Source organism: Kocuria salsicia, assembly GCF_007681555.1.
Lineage (GTDB): Bacteria > Actinomycetota > Actinomycetes > Actinomycetales > Micrococcaceae > Kocuria > Kocuria salsicia.
Genome location: NZ_VELE01000001.1, coordinates 60,929 through 78,092, shown reverse-complemented (window position 1 = coordinate 78,092; position 17,164 = coordinate 60,929). Strand labels below are relative to the sequence as shown.

Annotated in this window: 12 protein-coding genes; 9 read left to right on the top strand and 3 right to left on the bottom strand. The window is 68.9% G+C overall.

Annotated elements, in window-relative coordinates; all coding sequences use genetic code 11:
- The first annotated feature begins 135 nt into the window (after window positions 1–135).
- The 4 genes from FS770_RS00360 to rpsA all read left to right on the top strand — a co-directional run bounded on the left by FS770_RS00360 (window position 136) and on the right by rpsA (window position 6,876).
- On the top strand, window positions 136–690 hold the full coding sequence (locus FS770_RS00360) for an ANTAR domain-containing response regulator (RefSeq protein WP_244944739.1): 555 nt from the start codon (window positions 136–138) through the stop codon (window positions 688–690).
- A gap of 59 nt (window positions 691–749) precedes the next feature.
- Window positions 750–3,644 (top strand): DNA polymerase I, encoded by a 2,895-nt coding sequence (polA, locus tag FS770_RS00355; RefSeq protein ID WP_145009208.1) that lies wholly within the window; start codon window positions 750–752, stop codon window positions 3,642–3,644.
- A 136-nt stretch (window positions 3,645–3,780) separates the two neighbouring features.
- The gene (locus FS770_RS00350; RefSeq protein WP_145009206.1) at window positions 3,781–5,178 is read left to right on the top strand and encodes a GNAT family N-acetyltransferase; all 1,398 of its coding nucleotides are present in this window, start codon (window positions 3,781–3,783) and stop codon (window positions 5,176–5,178) included.
- 201 nt (window positions 5,179–5,379) lie between these two features.
- Window positions 5,380–6,876, top strand: coding sequence for a 30S ribosomal protein S1 (gene rpsA, locus FS770_RS00345; protein WP_055084751.1), 1,497 nt, complete (start codon window positions 5,380–5,382; stop codon window positions 6,874–6,876).
- A 292-nt stretch (window positions 6,877–7,168) separates the two neighbouring features.
- Here rpsA and FS770_RS00340 read toward each other — a convergent pair whose 3' ends face one another.
- Complete coding sequence (locus tag FS770_RS00340; protein WP_244944656.1) at window positions 7,169–7,891, bottom strand: IMPACT family protein; 723 nt, start codon at window positions 7,889–7,891, stop codon at window positions 7,169–7,171.
- A 124-nt stretch (window positions 7,892–8,015) separates the two neighbouring features.
- Between FS770_RS00340 and FS770_RS00335 the strand changes: the two genes are divergently transcribed.
- The 5 genes from FS770_RS00335 to FS770_RS00315 all read left to right on the top strand — a co-directional run bounded on the left by FS770_RS00335 (window position 8,016) and on the right by FS770_RS00315 (window position 16,001).
- Entirely contained in the window at window positions 8,016–10,409 is a 2,394-nt protein-coding gene (locus tag FS770_RS00335; protein WP_145009202.1) for a dephospho-CoA kinase, read from the top strand.
- On the top strand, window positions 10,375–10,998 hold the full coding sequence (gene coaE, locus FS770_RS00330; protein ID WP_244944655.1) for a dephospho-CoA kinase: 624 nt from the start codon (window positions 10,375–10,377) through the stop codon (window positions 10,996–10,998). Before FS770_RS00335 ends, coaE begins: the two co-directional genes overlap by 35 nt.
- 89 nt (window positions 10,999–11,087) lie before the next feature.
- Entirely contained in the window at window positions 11,088–13,235 is a 2,148-nt protein-coding gene (gene uvrB / locus FS770_RS00325) for an excinuclease ABC subunit UvrB (protein ID WP_145009200.1), read from the top strand.
- A 105-nt stretch (window positions 13,236–13,340) separates the two neighbouring features.
- Entirely contained in the window at window positions 13,341–14,561 is a 1,221-nt protein-coding gene (locus tag FS770_RS00320) for a TerC family protein (RefSeq protein WP_145009198.1), read from the top strand.
- 201 nt (window positions 14,562–14,762) lie between these two features.
- Window positions 14,763–16,001 (top strand): TerC family protein, encoded by a 1,239-nt coding sequence (locus FS770_RS00315; RefSeq protein WP_145009196.1) that lies wholly within the window; start codon window positions 14,763–14,765, stop codon window positions 15,999–16,001.
- A 42-nt stretch (window positions 16,002–16,043) separates the two neighbouring features.
- On the opposite strand, the gene FS770_RS00310 is transcribed toward FS770_RS00315, so the two are convergent.
- Window positions 16,044–16,544, bottom strand: coding sequence for a hypothetical protein (locus FS770_RS00310; protein WP_145009194.1), 501 nt, complete (start codon window positions 16,542–16,544; stop codon window positions 16,044–16,046).
- Window positions 16,541–17,137: a transcriptional regulator gene (locus FS770_RS00305; protein WP_144942646.1), complete on the bottom strand. Its 597-nt coding sequence runs from the start codon at window positions 17,135–17,137 to the stop codon at window positions 16,541–16,543. Before FS770_RS00305 ends, FS770_RS00310 begins: the two co-directional genes overlap by 4 nt.
- Between the last annotated feature and the right edge of the window lie 27 nt (window positions 17,138–17,164).

Here is a 17,164-nt window from a genome sequence, read left to right as displayed (position 1 = left end):
GCCCGGAACCACCGAGACCACCCCATCCCGAACCAAGGAGATCCCGTGACGGATGCACCGAACACCCCGGAGCCCACTGCCCCGGAGGCCGGGGCCGAGGAGCCCGCCGCCGCCAGCACCGCGGCCAGGACGGTCGTGGTGGCGGAGGACGAGGCACTGATCCGAATGGACATCGTCGAGATGCTCGAGGATGCCGGCTACCGGGTCCTGGCGCAGGCGGAGAACGGTGAGCGTGCCGTCGCCCTGGCCACCGAGCACCGCCCGGACCTCGTGCTCATGGACGTGAAGATGCCTGTGATGGACGGAATCACGGCCGCGGAGCAGATCGCTGGCCAGCGGATCGCACCGGTCGTGCTGCTCACCGCGTTCAGTCAGCGGGAACTGGTGGAGCGCGCCCGCGAGGCCGGTGCCATGGCGTACGTGGTCAAGCCGTTCACGGTCGAGGACGTGGTCCCGGCCATCGAGATCGCCATCTCCCGGTTCGTGGAGATCAGGGCGCTCGAGGACGAGGTCTCGGACATGAAGGAGCAGTTCGCCACTCGCAAGCTCGTGGAGCGGGCCAAATCCCTGCTGCAGACCAAGATGGGCCTGTCCGAGCCCGAGGCGTTCCGCTGGATCCAGAAGACCTCGATGGACCGGCGCCTGTCCATGCGCGAAGTGGCCGAGGCCATCATCAGCCAGGTAGCCTGAACCGGCGTCCACCGCCGGTGCGACCCGCGCGCGTCGGGGGCTGGCCCTAGGATGGACCCGTGACTGAGACGAAGCAGCAGGCCGCCCAGGACGATCCCGCCATCCGCACCGTGGTGATCGGCGAGAAGACCGACTCCCCGCGGGAGGTCCCGCTGCCGGAGCCCGTCTCGCGGCCGGAGAAGCGACTGCTGCTGATCGACGGGCACTCCCTGGCGTTCCGCGCGTTCTTCGCGCTCTCCCGCGCGGCCGAGTACGGCGGGGGCCCCGGTTTCGTGACGTCCGAGGGTGTCCACACCGAGGGCGTCTACGGATTCGTGAACACCATGGTCAAGCTCGTGCGCGAGGAGAAGCCCACCCACCTGGTCGTCTCCTTCGACCTCGAGGGCCCTACCCTGCGCTCCCGGGAGTACGGGGAGTACAAGGGCGGCCGGGACGAGACCCCGGAGGAGTTCCACGGGCAGGTCCCCAACATCCGCCGCATCCTCGAGGCTGTTGGCATTCCGATCGTCACGAGCGAGGGCCACGAGGCGGACGACGTCCTGGCCACGCTCGCCACCACGGCCGCAGCCGAGGACTTCGAGGTGCTCGTGTTCTCGGGTGACCGGGACGCGTTCCAGATGATCACGGATCACGTGACGGTGGTCTACCCGGGCCGCACGCCGTCGGACCTGCGCCGCATGGACGCGCAGGCGGTCTTCGAGAAGTACAAGGTCGCCCCGCAGAACTACCCGGATCTCGCCGCGCTGACGGGGGAGACCGCGGACAACCTACCGGGTGTGCCGGGCGTGGGCCCCGGGTTCGCCGCCAAGTGGATCACCGCCTACGGACCCGTGGAATCCCTGCTGGAGCACGCCGGGAAGATCACCGGCAAGAAGGGCGAAGCGCTGCGCGAGAACGAGGACCTCGTGCGCCGCAACCGCAAGCTCAACCGGCTGCTCACGGACCTGCCCCTGGAGATCGACCTCGCGGACGCCGCCCTGCCGCACGCGGAGCCGGAGCGCGTCGCGGAGATCTTCGACGAGCTCGAGTTCGGCTCCCAGCTGCGCGGGCGCCTGCTGGACGCCTTCGGAACCGCCTCGGAGGGCGACGACGTCGCCACGGTCCCCGAGGTCACGGACGTCACCCGGGTGCGCACCGCCGCGGAGTTCACCGCGTGGCGGGACGGGCTCGCGGACGGCGCGGCCGCCGTCGTGCGGCGACTGGCGCTCGATCCCAAAGCCCCCTCCGGCAGGGAGGTCACGACGCTCATGCTCACGGGGGCGGACGGCGCGGCCGTGGACCTGGTCACCGCGGACCCGTCCCTCTCGACGGCCGTCGAGGAATGGCTCGCAGACCCGGCGGCGCCCAAGATCGTGGACGGTCTCAAGGACCTCTACCGTGGCCTGGCCCAGCGCGGGATCGAGCTCGCCGGAGTGGTGGACGACGTCCAGCTCTCCGGGTACCTGGTGCGCCCGGCACTGCGCAGCTACGAGCTGGAGGCGCAGCTGGCCCAGCACCTCGACGTCGAGGTGGCAGCGGTGGCCGCGGCGGAGACGTCCGGCGCGAAGGACCAGGGACAGACCGCACTGGACCTCGACACCGCCGGCGAGCAGGACGAGCTCGACGGCACCCCGGACGCGGAGCTCGTGCGCCAGGCTACCCTGGGTGGTGCGTGCCGTTCCCTGAGCGAGCACCTGCGGGGACTGCTCGAGGCGGACGGGCAGCTGCCGCTGCTCACGGAGCTGGAGATGCCGCTCGCGGTGATCCTCGCCCGCATGGAGGCGGCGGGGATCGCCGTGGACCGGCACGGGATCGACCGGCTGCACGAGGACCTGCAGCAGCCCATCGACCAGGCCTTCGAGCTCGCCCAGGCGCAGATCGACCACGAGATCAACCTGGGCTCCACCAAGCAGCTGCAGGCCGTGATGTTCGACGAGCTGGGCCTGCCCAAGACCAAGAAGACGAAGACCGGCTACACCACGGACGCCTCGGCCGTGGCTGACCTGCTGGGCCGGGTGGACCCCGAGACGCAGGGCTCACGCTTCCTCGTGGCGCTGATGAACTGGCGCGAGTACTCCAAGCTCAAGCAGATCGTGGCCGGACTGAGGGACGCGATCGCCGAGGACGGCCGCATCCACACCACCTACCAGCAGACCGTTGCCGCCACCGGGCGGCTGTCCTCCACCGGGCCCAACCTGCAGAACATCCCGGTGCGCACCGAACAGGGCCAGCGCATCCGGGACGTGTTCGTGGTGGGGGAGGACGCCCAGGGGCCTCTGGAGTGCCTCATGACGGCGGACTACTCCCAGATCGAGATGCGGATCATGGCCCACCTCTCCGGGGACGAGGGACTGATCGAGGCGTTCCGCGCGGGGGAGGACCTGCACCGCTTCGTGGGCTCCCGTGTGTTCGAGGTGGCGCCGGAGGAGGTCACCCCGGCCATGCGCTCCAAGGTCAAGGCCATGAGCTACGGGCTGGTCTACGGCCTGAGCTCCTACGGCCTCTCGCAGCAGCTGCACATCGGCGTGGACGAGGCCCGCACCATGATGAGCGGGTACTTCGAGCGCTTTGGCGGTGTGCGGGACTTCCTGCGCGGCGTCGTCGAGGAGGCCCGCTCCAAGGGCTATACCGAGACCATCGACGGGCGCCGCCGTTACCTGCCGGACCTCACGAGCGACAACCGCCAGGCCCGCCAGGCCGCAGAGCGCATGGCACTGAACGCGCCCATCCAGGGCTCGGCGGCGGACATCATCAAGAAGGCCATGATCGGCGTGGACCGCGCACTGCGCGAGGCCCGGCTGCGCTCCCGCGTGCTGCTGCAGGTCCACGACGAACTGATCGTGGAGGTGGCCCCCGGCGAGTCCGAGGCCGTCGAGGCGATTCTGCGCACCGAGATGGCCGGCGCTGCGGACCTCACCGTCCCCCTGGACGTGAATGTGGGCACCGGGCGCACCTGGCACCAGGCCGCCCACTGACGCACACCCCGGCACCGGCCCGCCCGGTGCTGACCGGCGCGAGCACTGCAGCGCGGTCCGCACACCGTTCCACGCACGTCCCCCGGCCGTCCCGCGGACTCCACCCGCGAGACGATCCCGTACAAGGAGGAGCACCATGACCACCACACCCCCGACCGACCAGCCGAGTGAGACGACCTACAGCGCGCGCGGGAGCAACTACGTGCTCCGCAAGTTCTTCGTGAGGGAGGGCGGTGTTGATGCCAACCCCGAGGCCGAGCAGTGGAACCGCGCGGTGGACCACGGCTTCCACGGGCCGGAGCCCACACGGGAGGCCACCGGCCACATCCTGGACTCCATGCGGAACTCTGGCGTCCGGCTGCGGGCCGCCTACACCGCGGACCCCGTCCCGGCCGCCGCCCTGGGCGCGGACCGCCCGGTGGCCACCTTCTGCTCATGGGACTCGGAACTCACGGTGTGCCCCGGTGTCGGCATCCCCGCGTGGCTGATCTCCGAGGTCACGGTGCGCCCCACGCACGCCCGGCGGGGGCTGCTGCGCCGGCTGATGACGGACGACCTCACCGAGGCCCACGAGCGGGGCTTCCCCGTGGCGGCCCTGACGGCGTCCGAGGCGACGATCTACGGTCGCTTCGGCTTCGGTGCGAGCACGTTCAACACCGAGATCACTGTGGACGCCCACACGCGGCTGCAGCTCAAGGCGCCCACGGTGGGCGCGGTGGAGATGGCGGACAACGAGGCCGTGGCCCGGCTCGCCCCGGAGATCTTCGCGCGGTTCCACGAGGGCACGGCCGGTTCAGTCACCCGCCAGGACAAGTGGTGGGGCCTGGTCTCTGGCGCGTGGGACTGGCACGCGGGCAAGGCGGATCCCGAGATCCGCACCGCGGTGCACTACGACGACGCCGGGCAGGCGGACGGCTACGTGAGCTACAAGTTTCTGCCCACTCAGGGCTTCGAGGGGGCCCTCAAGGTCGTGGACCTCGTCTCCCCCAGCTGGCAGGGCCGGATCGCCCTGTGGGAATACCTGTGCAACCTGGACCTTGTCACGGAGGTGCGCTATGGCAGCGCCCCCATGGAGGACCCGCTGATGTGGAGCATGGTGGACATGTCCAAGTACACGGTGCGCAAGCGCTTCGAGCGCGTGTGGCTGCGCGTCCTGGATCCCGTGGCGGCGCTGTCCGCGCGGCACTACACCTCCCACCGCCGGATCACGGTCTCGATCGTGGACTCGATGGGCTTCGCGGACGGGCTCTACGAGATCGACACCACCGGGACCGAGACCCGGGTCGAGCGTGTGGGGGAGCGGCCCCGCACGCAGGACGACCTCGAGGGCAAGTCGATGCCCGCCGTCGATCTGCCGGAGGGCGCGGACGTCGCGCTGAACGTGGACAGCCTGGGCTCCCTCTACCTCGGCGCGGTGAAGGCCTCCACGCTGTACCACGGGGGTCTGCTGAAGGTGCGGGACGCGGACGCGCTGCGGGACATCCAGGCCCTGATGTCCACGCCCACCGACCCGTACTGCATCTCCCCGTTCTGAGCCGATCGGCGCTGCCGGGCGACGCCCCGCCTCCGCATGCACGCGCCGTTCCAGGCTTGAACCCGACGTGGTCGGGCTCTAGACTGGAGCGGTGCGTGTATTCGCACGCCCGAAGCACCACATGAGTTCCCGGCCCACGTCCCATCGGGCGGAACCGGGAACGGCAAACCATCAAACCAATTCCATCGGAGTCCCTACTACATGACCACCACCACCCAGCAGGTTGCCGTCAACGACATCGGAACGGAAGAGGACTTCCTCGCCGCTGTCGACGCGACCATCAAGTACTTCAACGACGGCGACCTCGTGGAAGGCACCGTCGTCAAGGTCGACCGCGACGAGGTCCTCCTGGACATCGGGTACAAGACCGAAGGTGTCATCCCCTCGCGTGAGCTGTCCATCAAGCACGACATCAACCCCGACGATGTCGTGGCCGTGGGTGACGAGGTGGAGGCTCTGGTCCTCACCAAGGAGGACAAGGAAGGTCGCCTGATCCTCTCCAAGAAGCGCGCTCAGTACGAGCGCGCCTGGGGCGACATCGAGAAGGTCAAGGAGGACGACGGCGTCGTCACCGGCACCGTCATCGAGGTCGTCAAGGGCGGCCTCATCCTGGACATCGGCCTGCGCGGCTTCCTGCCCGCCTCCCTCGTGGAGATGCGCCGTGTCCGCGACCTTGCGCCGTACATCGGTCAGCAGCTCGAGGCCAAGATCATCGAGCTGGACAAGAACCGCAACAACGTGGTCCTCTCCCGCCGTGCCTGGCTCGAGCAGACCCAGTCCGAGGTGCGCGCCAACTTCCTGCAGCAGCTGCAAAAGGGCCAGGTCCGCACGGGCACCGTCTCCTCGATCGTCAACTTCGGTGCGTTCGTGGACCTGGGCGGCGTCGACGGCCTGGTGCACGTCTCCGAGCTGTCCTGGAAGCACATCGACCACCCCTCCGAGGTCGTCGAGGTCGGTCAGGAAGTCACCGTCGAGGTGCTGGACGTCGACATGGACCGCGAGCGCGTCTCCCTGTCCCTGAAGGCCACCCAGGAGGATCCCTGGCAGCTCTTCGCCCGCACCCACGCCCTGGGCCAGGTCGTGCCGGGCAAGGTCACCAAGCTGGTTCCCTTCGGTGCGTTCGTGCGCGTCGAGGACGGCATCGAGGGCCTGGTGCACATCTCCGAGCTGGCGCAGCGCCACGTGGACATGGCCGAGCAGGTCGTCTCCGTGAACGAGGAGCTTTTCGTCAAGGTCATCGACATCGACCTGGACCGTCGCCGCATCTCGCTGTCCCTCAAGCAGGCCAACGAGGGCGTGGACCCCGAGTCCACCGAGTTCGACCCGGCCCAGTACGGCATGGCCGCCGAGTACGACGAGCAGGGCAACTACAAGTACCCCGAGGGCTTCGATCCCGAGACCAACGAGTGGATCGAGGGCTACGAGGACCAGCGCGCGGCGTGGGAGGAGCAGTACGCTCAGGCCCAGTCCCGCTGGGAGGCCCACAAGGAGCAGGTGCGCAAGCACATCCAGGACGACCTGGAAGCCGCGACGACCACGTCGTCCTCCTCTTCCTCGTCGTCTTCGTCCTCCTCGCCGGCTCCGAGCCGCGCGTCCGGTCCCACGAGCTACTCCTCCGAGCAGTCGGCCGAGGACTCCGGCACGCTGGCCTCGGACGAGGCTCTGGCCGCGCTGCGCGAGAAGCTCACCGGTCACTGAGTCACGCGTGAGCGTCACCCCGCCGGTTCCGGTGGGTGACGCACGCTGACCGTCGCCGAGAGGCCCCGCACCCGTCACGGGTGCGGGGCCTCTCGCGTTTCCGGGGTGTCTCAGGTGTCCGGGGTGTCTTTCCTGCGCGGGGCCGTTGCCGCGCCACGTCGTGCGGGCAGCACGGTGGGAGAGCGGGGGCAGCACGGTGGGAGAGCGGGGGCAGACAGGACCCGTTCGACCGCGGCGGCGGCTCTGCGGGCAGGGGCCGGTGTGAGGGCACGTGCCCGAAAGAACGGGTGCGTCAGAGAGCAGGGACGTCCTGCCACGTGGGTTCCCCGGTCACGGGCTCCCCGTGTCCCGAGGTGACGGTGGCGAGGACGGCCCGGGCGGCGTCGAGCTCGGAGGGTGTGTCCGGCACGAGGACGTGGAGGATCGCGTGCTCGGACCCGTAGCTGGTGGGCTGCACGACGAGGTCGCGCGCCCGGATCTCGGCCTCCACGCGCCCGGCGTCCGCGTGCGGCACGGGCAGGGAGAGTTCGCGGCAGCGGACGCGCCGTATGAGGGGTGCGTCCTGGAGCGCGGCAGTGACGGCGCCGGAGTACGCGCGCACCAGGCCTCCCGCCCCGAGCTTGATCCCGCCGAACCAGCGGACGACGACGGCGCACACGTCCGAGAGGTCACCGGCCCCGTCCGCCTCGCGCTGCTTCGCCGTGAGGTGGGAGGACAGCGCCTGCAGAATTGGCACGCCCGCGGTGCCGGCCGGTTCGCCGTCGTCGGAGGAGCGGCCGATCTCACGGTGGGGGCCGACCAGGAACGCGGAGCAGTGGTGGCGCGCGTCGCGGTGCTCGGAGGCGGTGCGTGCGATGAACTGCCGGGCCTCGTCCTCGGTGTCCACGCGGGTGAGCAGGGCCAGGAAGCGCGACTTCTTGATCTCCAGCTCCGCCGAGTGGACGGTTCCCGCCCGGGGCACGGTGTACGACACGCGCGGGGCGGCGGCAGGTTCGGCGAAGAGTTCGGGGGACACGCTCCCAGTGTAGGGACGGGTGCTGGGCACCGCGCCGACCGCGGCGTCGTCGGCCGCTACAGTGGGTGCGGCCGGTCGCGGGACCGGGCCGTCCGACCCCATCCCCCAGCCGAAGGGCCCCTCCGTGCTCCACCGACTCCACGACCGACTCGGGCTGCGCACCACGCCCTCGATCTTCTTCGTCTCCGCGGCGCTCATCGTGGTGTTCACCGCCGCCATGGGGCTCTTCCCGGGCCCGGTGCAGGGCATCTTCGGGAGCATCGCCCACGTGCTGCGCTACCGCACCGGGTGGTTCTACACGTTCAGCGTGACGGCGCTGGTCATCTTCGCGGTGGGCCTGGCAGTGAGCCGCTACGGCCGCGTGAAGATCGGCGACGACGATTCCCAACCCACGTACTCGGGCCTCACCTGGTTCGGAATGCTCTTCGCGGCCGGCGTGGGTGCCGTGCTGATGTTCTGGGGCGTGGCCGAGCCCATCACCCACTACGCGAACCCGCCCATGTACGGGACGGAACCGGAGTCCGACCGCGCTGCGGTGGAGGCGCTGAACATCGCGAACTTCCACTTCGGCGTGCACATGTGGGCGATCCTCGCGGTGCCCGGCCTGGCGTTCGGGTACTTCACGTACAAGCGCAAGCTGCCGCCGCGGGTCTCCTCCGCCTTCCACCCCCTGCTCGGGGACGGGATCCACGGGCCGTGGGGAAAGGCGATCGACATCCTCTCCATCGTGGCCACGGTGTTCGGCCTGGCCGTCTCCGTGGGCCTGGGTGCACTGCAGATCAACAGCGGGCTCACGTACGTGTACGGGATCCCCATGGCCGGGTGGATCCAGGCGGCGATCATCGCCGTGATCACGGCGGTGGGCCTGGCATCCGTGCTCGCGGGCATGGAGAAGGGCGTCAAGCGGCTGTCCTACGCGAACATCGTGCTGGCCGTGGCCCTGCTGCTCTTTGTGCTCATGGCGGGCGCGTCCATGGACACGATGCGCGCGATCGTGGAGTCAGTGGGTGGTTACGCGCAGCAGCTGCCCACCCTCGCGTTGTTCAACGACACCTACGGGGGTGGCACGTGGTCCGGGGACTGGACAGTGTTCTACTGGGCCTGGACCGTCACCTGGGCGCCTTTCGTCGGCATGTTCGTCGCCAAGATCTCCCGCGGGCGCACCATCCGAGAGTTCGTGGTGGGGGTGCTTGGAGTGCCCTCGGCGTTCGTGGTCGTGTGGATGGCGATCTACGGCTACAACGCCATCCGGATCGACCGCGCCCCCGAGACGCGGGCAACGCTCACGGAGACCATCGTCACACAGGGCAATCCGGAGGCAGCTCTGTTCCAGTTCCTGCAGACCATGCCGTGGTTCGCGGTGACCGCGTTCGTGGCGCTGATCGTGATCACCATCTTCTTCATCACCTCCATCGACTCCGGTGCCCTGGTGATGGATGCTATGGCCAACGGCCACGAGGACGAGGGGCCCCGGCGGCAGCGGATCTTCTGGACGCTCGCGGTGGGTGCCGTCTGCACGGCGATCATTGCGACGTCGGGGGAGAACGGGCTCAACGCGCTGCAGGAGGTCATCATCGTGATCGGCGCTCCCGTGATGCTGCTCGAGGTGCTCCAGGCGGTCATGCTCCTGCAGGCGCTGCGCCAGGACGCGGGAACGGCACGGCCCATGCGCACACGGCAGTGGAAGCGCGTGCTGCCGGCCGAGGAGTACCACCGCCGCGCGCAGGAGGACGGCACGGCCGTCTCGGACTACGTGATCCGCCCTGAGTACGAGGTGGGCACGGAACCCGAGCACGACACCCACCAGCCGCGCACGTGGCACTGGCAGCGTGAGCGGGAGGGGCGCCCGGTCTACCAACTGGCGCTCACGGGGGGCGCGTCGTCGGGCAAGCGGACCGCGGCCCGGGCTTTCGAGGAGCTCGGCGCTGTGGTCCTGGACAGTGCCCAGATGTGGCAGGAGCTGCTGGAACCAGGGTCCGGCACGCGCGCGGAGGTCGAGCGGATCTTCGGGGAGCAGCTGCCCACGGCGGCAGACACCCCCGCGGCGGACGTCGCCGTCGCGCTTGACGAGCTCATGGCCCGCAACGAGACCGCGCGAGCCAGGGCCCATGAGCTGCTCATGCCCGAGATGCGCGAGAGCGCGCGGCGTCGGGCGCGTGAGGCGGGTACCGATCGCGTCATGGTCCAGGTGGTCAGGGATCCCCTGGAGGCGGAGCAGCGGGACCGCTTCGACCTCGTGGTCGCCGTGGAGGCGCCCGTTGAGGAGCGCGTGCAACGGCTGCGCCGCACGGAGGGCGTGGCGGCCGACGTCGCGTGGGACCTCGTCGACCAGGCCCCGTCGGACGGGGAGACCCGCGACGTCGCCGACCGCATGATCGTCAACGACAGGGACGTCGAGCGCGTCCGGGAGCAGGTGCGCGAGATCTGGCAGGATCAGATCCAGCCCGTCCTGGACCACGAGAGCACGGAAGAAGGCCACGACCATGAAGGAACTGTTCACCAGACCGGATCGCGCTGACGTGCTGCGCGTGGGGCTGACCGGGGGGATCGCCTCCGGGAAGTCCACGGTCTCGCGCCGGCTTGCGGAGCACGGCGCGCTCGTCGTGGACGCGGACGCGATCGCCCGCGAGCTGCAGGAACCCGGCGCGGTGGGTTACGAGGCGGTTCTCGAGCACTTCGGTCCGGCCGTGGTGCGCGACGACGGCGCCCTGGACCGCGCGGCGCTGGCCAGGATCGTCTTCGGGGACCCGGCTCAGCTCGAGGCGCTCAACGGGATCATGCACCCGCTCGTGCGTGCGCGCACGTCACGGCTGCTCGCCGACGTGCCACCGGGAGGGGTGGTGGTCCACGACATCCCCCTGCTCGTGGAGACCGGCCAGCACGAGCAGATGGACCGTGTGCTCGTGGTCGAGGCGCCGGAGGCCGAGCGCGTTCGGCGCATGGTCGAGGACCGGGGAATGGCCGAGCAGGACGCCCGACGCCGGATCGCCGCCCAGGCCAAGGACGAGGACCGGCGGGCGGTGGCCACCACCGTGCTCGAGAATACCGGCAGCATCGCGGAGCTGGAGGCGCAGGTGGACGAGTGGTGGAACCGGGAGGCGGCCTGAGACCGGGTCCTGGGAAGGCGCCGGAACCCGCGGGGCCCGCGGCGGTGCGCGGGCGTCGTCGTGTCTGAGCCTGCGCGTACCCTGATGCCATGTCGCTCGCCCAGAAGATCAACCGCGTGGTCGCCCCCTTCGAGGTCGTCTCCGAGTTCCAGCCCGCCGGTGACCAGCCCAAGGCCATCGCCGAGCTCGCCGAACGCATCCAGGGCGGTGAGAAGGACGTGGTGCTCATGGGCGCCACGGGAACGGGCAAGTCCGCCACCGCCGCGTGGCTGATCGAGGCCGTGCAGCGGCCCACACTGCTGCTCGTGCAGAACAAGACGCTCGCCGCGCAGCTCGCGAACGAGCTGCGGGAGCTGCTGCCCAACAACGCCGTCGAGTACTTCGTCTCCTACTACGACTACTACCAGCCGGAGGCCTACGTCCCGCAGACGGACACCTTCATCGAGAAGGACTCCTCCGTCAACGAGGAGGTCGAACGGCTGCGCCACTCCGCCACGAACTCCCTGCTCACCCGCCGGGACACCGTGGTGGTCTCCACCGTCTCGTGCATCTACGGCCTTGGCACGCCGGAGGAGTACGTCAAGCAGATGGTCACCCTGGCCGTGGGCCAGGAGATGGACCGGGACGCCCTGCTGCGCCAGTTCGTCAACATGCAGTACGTGCGCAACGACATGGACTTCCACCGCGGCACGTTCCGCGTGCGCGGGGACACCGTGGAGATCATCCCCATGTACGAGGAGATGGCGCTGCGCATCGAGTTCTTCGGGGACGAGATCGAGGCCATCTACACGCTGCACCCTCTCACCGGCGAGATCGTGAACGAGGAGCAGGAGATGTACGTCTTCCCCGCCTCGCACTACGTGGCCGGCGCCGAGCGCATGGCGGTGGCCATCGAGTCCATCCAGAAGGAGCTCCAGGAGCGGCTGCAGGAGCTGGAGTCACAGAACAAGCTCGTCGAGGCACAGCGACTGCGCATGCGCACGCAGTACGACCTCGAGATGATGGAGCAGATGGGCTACTGCAACGGCATCGAGAACTACTCCCTGCACATCGACGGCCGTCCCCGCGGCTCGGCCCCGCACTGTCTGCTGGACTACTTCCCGGACGACTTCCTGCTCATCATCGACGAGTCCCACGTGACCGTGCCTCAGATCGGCGGCATGTACGAGGGGGACATGTCCCGCAAGCGCACACTGGTGGAGCACGGCTTCCGGCTGCCCTCCGCCATGGACAACCGGCCCCTGAAGTGGGACGAGTTCCTGGAGCGCATCGGGCAGACCATGTACATGTCCGCCACACCTGGCCCGTACGAAATGTCCAAGGTGGACTCGGTGGTGGAGCAGATCATCCGCCCCACCGGGCTGGTGGACCCGCAGGTGATCGTCAAGCCCACCAAGGGCCAGATCGACGACCTCCTGGAGCAGATCGAGCTGCGGGTGGAGCGCAACGAGCGTGTGCTCGTGACCACCCTGACGAAGCGCATGGCCGAGGACCTCACCGAGTACCTCATGGAGCACGGGGTGCGCGTGCAGTACCTGCACTCGGACGTGGACACCCTCAAGCGCGTGGAGCTGCTGCGGGACCTGCGCATGGGCACGTACGACGTCCTCGTGGGCATCAACCTGCTGCGCGAGGGCCTCGACCTGCCGGAGGTGTCCCTGGTGGCGATCCTCGACGCGGACAAGGAGGGCTTCCTGCGCTCCACCACCTCGCTGATCCAGACGATCGGCCGAGCCGCCCGCAACGTCTCGGGCGAGGTCCACATGTACGCGGACAAGATCACGCGCTCCATGGACGTGGCGATCGAGGAGACGAACCGCCGCCGGGAGATCCAGGTGGCGTACAACAAAGAGCACGGGATCGACCCGCAACCCCTGCGCAAGAAGATCGCGGACATCACGGATCAGCTGGCCCGAGAGGACGAGGACACCCGGACCCTGCTGGCCCAGCGCTCCGCCGCGAACAACCACACCGCGCCGGTCAAGGGCAAAGACGGCGGTACGCGTGGCAGGGCCCCCGGCAGGGACCAGGCGGCAGCGGCAGCGGAGTCCAAGCTGCTGCGGGACGGTGTCGCGGCGGCCCCGGCCGAGGACCTGGTGCAGCTCATCGAGGAGCTCAGCGAGCAGATGCGCAATGCCGCGGCGGAACTGAAGTTCGAGCTCGCCGGGCGGCTGAGGGACGAGATCGCGGACCTCAAGAAGGAGCTACGCCGCATGAAGGACGCCGGGCACGCCTGAGCCCTCCTGAACCGTGCCTGGCGGCTCGGCGGTCGGGTACACTTCCACATCTGTGTGGTCCGTTCACGGGCTGCTCCCAGCAACGCTCTCGTCTAAGGGGTACTCGTGGAGATTTCCGGACTGCAGTGGGGGATCACCATCGCGGTGATCCTGGGCCTGCTCGCCTACGACTTCATCTTCCACGCGCGCAAGCCGCACGAGCCCACCATCAAGGAAGCGGCGCTGTGGACGAGCCTCTACGTGTCCCTCGCGCTGCTGTTCGGGCTGATCGTGCTGATCTGGGACGGGCCGGGCTTTGCGGCGGAGTACTACGCCGGGTTCATCACGGAGCAGGCACTGTCCGTGGACAACCTGTTCGTGTTCCTCATCATCATGGCGTCCTTCAAGGTGCCGCGGGCGGACCAGCAGAAGGTGCTGCTGTTCGGGATCGTGGTGGCGCTGATCGCCCGGACCCTGTTCATCTTCGTGGGGGCGGCAGCCATCAACCGCTGGTCCGCGCTGTTCTACGTGTTCGGCATCTTTCTCATCTACACCGCAGGCAACCTGGTCAAGGGCGAGGTCACGGACGTGGACGAGGAGGACGGCGCCAACAACGTCATGGTGCGCCTGGCCAAGCGTTTCCTGAAGACCACGGACGAGTACGACGGGGACAAGCTGTTCACCGAGGTGGACGGCAAACGCATGATGACCCCCATGCTCCTGGTCATGGTGGCGATCGGGCTCACCGACATCATGTTTGCGCTCGACTCGATCCCCGCGATCTTCGGGCTGACCCAGGAGACCTACATCGTCTTCACGGCCACCGCGTTCTCGCTCATGGGCCTGCGCCAGCTGTACTTCCTGATCGACGGGCTGCTGGACCGCCTCATCTACCTCTCCTGGGGCCTGGCGCTCATCCTCGGGTTCATCGGCGTGAAGCTCATCCTGCATGCGCTGCACGAGAACACCCTGTCCTTCATCAACGGGGGTGAGCCCGTGCACGTGGTCGAGGTGAGCACCGGGTTCTCGCTCGCCGTCATCATCGGCGTCCTGGTGCTGACCGTCCTCGCTTCGCTCTACAGCCCCAAGGGCCGTGCCGTGCGGATCATCAATGGGGCCCAGCTGTGGGCCGAGCGCTACCTCGACACCCCGGAGAGCGCTCCGGTGGAGGAACGCACCAAGGCGGCCCGGAAGATGAACAAGTACCGTGCGCAGCTGCCGAACGTGAAGGAGAAGTACCGGGACGAGCTCATCGAGTCCGAGACCCGCTACCACGACCTCCTCGAGCGGGCTCACGGTCTGCGGGAGCAGCGCATCGCGGACGCGAAGGGTCGCGCGCGGAACTGACCCCGCGGCCGGCCGGCGGCTCCGGTATGATCGACGGCAAGCAAGGGAGTATCCCTCACCTTCCGTGTCCGTCAGTACGTCCGACGCCATCGTCGGGCCGGGCACGGACCACGCCAAACCGCGCACTCCGGTCGTTGCACCGGACATCACGGGCGTGGGGGAGAGACTTGTGTGGTTTCTCGACCCGCAAGGAGACTCCCTGTGGAGATCACCTCCCTCCAGTGGGGCATCACGATTGCCCTGATCCTCGGCCTGCTGGCCTACGACTTCGTCTTCCACGTCCGCAAGGCGCACGAACCCACCATCAGGGAAGCGGCCATCTGGTCCGCTGTCTATGTGGGGATCGCGCTGCTCTTCGGGCTCGTGATCCTGTGGCTGGACGGCCCCACCCTGATGGCCGAGTACTACGGCGGCTACATCACGGAAAAGGCGTTGTCCGTGGACAACCTCTTCGTGTTCCTCATCATCATGGGCTCGTTCGCCGTGCCCCGCGCGGACCAGCAGAAGGTGCTGCTCTTCGGCATCGTCTTCGCACTCATTGCCCGCACCGCGTTCATCTTCGTGGGCGCCGCGGCGATCAACGCGTTCTCCTGGGTGTTCTACCTCTTCGGCCTGATTCTCATCCTCACGGCTGGCAACCTCATCAAGGGGGAGATCAGCGAGGGCAAGGAGGACGACGCCAACAACATCGTGGTGCGCCTGGCCCGGAAGGTCTTCCACACCACGGACTACTACGACGGCGACAAGCTCTTCACCGTCCACGAGGGCAAGCGCGCGCTGACTCCCATGCTGCTGGTCATGGTCGCGATCGGCGGCACGGACATTCTCTTCGCGCTCGACTCGATCCCCGCGATCTTCGGGCTCACGCAGGAGCCCTACATCGTCTTCACGGCCACGGCATTCTCGCTCATGGGCCTGCGCCAGCTGTACTTCCTGATCGACGGGCTGCTGGACCGCCTCATCTACCTGTCGTGGGGCCTCTCGCTCATCCTGGCGTTCATCGGTGTGAAGCTCGTCCTGCACGCCCTGCACGAGAACACGCTGCCCTTCATCAACGACGGCGCCCACGTGCCCGTGGTCGAGATCGGCATCGGAGCGTCTCTCGCCGTGATCATCTCGGCGCTCGTGATCACCGTGCTGGTGTCCCTCTACAGTCCCAAGGGGCAGGCGCTGCGCACCATCCAGCGCGTCCAGGACCTCACGGAGCGCTACCTGGCGCTGCCCGCGGGCGCACCGGCCGAGGAGCGCAACGCCCTCGCGCGGCAGATCGCCGAGGCTCACGCGCACTTCCCCCGGATCTCGGAGAAGCACAAGGACGAGCTGATCACGTCGCGGGCCCGCTTCCGCGCGATGCTGGAGACAGCGCGCGGCCAGCACCGGGAGTTCGCCGAGACCGGCCGGGTCAGCACGCCCTCCCCAGATCTCGACGCGGACCGCTGAGGGCCGACGACGCCGATCGACCCGGTCTGGGAGACGGAACCGTCAGGTGCCGAACGGCCCGGGCGGCGTCGTGCACCACAGGCCGGCACCAGCGAACAGGGCCGCCCAGAGCAGGGAGACGAGCGTGCCGATGATGAACTGCTCCCGCTGCTGCGCGTTGGTGAACTCGCCGTAGCGGGCGAGACCCTTGACAGCCACGATCACGGCGATCCCGGCCACCATGCCGGTCATGAGCGAGACGATCGCCGCTGCGCGTTCGAGTGCGCCGATCACAAGTCCTCCGCGCAGGGGCGGGTCCACGGGGTCGGCCTCGGCATCGGACTCGGTCCAGGGGCTCACCTCAGGCGCGGGGCGCTCGTCGGAGACGTCCGCGAAGGAGAAGACCGCGCGGACCACGGGATCCCCAGACAGGGTGCCGGCCACGAGGAGGGCGGGAAAGGTCCACACCCCCGGTGCGGTGCCTGCGAGCCACGTCCACACCGCTGTGACCGCCACGAGCACGAGCGGCAGCGCAACGGTGGCCAGGGGGCGCAGCGCCGTCATGAATCCCGCCCCTGATCGGCGAGGTCCAGCAGCGCCACGAGCGTCTCCCGCACCGCGTGCTCCTCGTGCCACAGCGCGGCTGCGAGTCGTCGTGACACCGAGGACTGGGCGATTCCCAGGGAGGTGGCCATCTGCTGCTGGGTCTGCCCGTCGTCGGCCAGGGCAGCGGCCCGGGCCCCGGCGTCCGTCCGGCGGTCCCGGACGGCGCACACGAGATCCAGCACGATTCCCGTCCGCTCGGCCCACTCGTTGCCGCTCACCACCGGGGCGCCGTGGTCCTTCGCACGGGTGACCGCGTCACGGGCGGCGACGAACGCCGGGCCCGTGGACTCCCGTACGGAGTCGCCCAGGGGCAGGTCCACGGGGCCGATGCCCAGGCCGACGTGCCACCGGGCCGAGTCCGCGAGGTGCAGCAGCGCGCTCAGGGCGGCCGCAGCGTCGTCGTACAGGGCCTGGAGCTCGTCCCCCGCGCTCACGTCCCAGCCGAGAACCGGGCGGGGCAGGCCGTGCTGCAGCTCGTCGCGCAGCGCGGAGATCTCCAGCGCCGGGCCGTCACGGCGTGACGCGCGTCGGTCGATCGTCAGGACGAACACGATGACTCCCTCTGCTTTATGCGATCA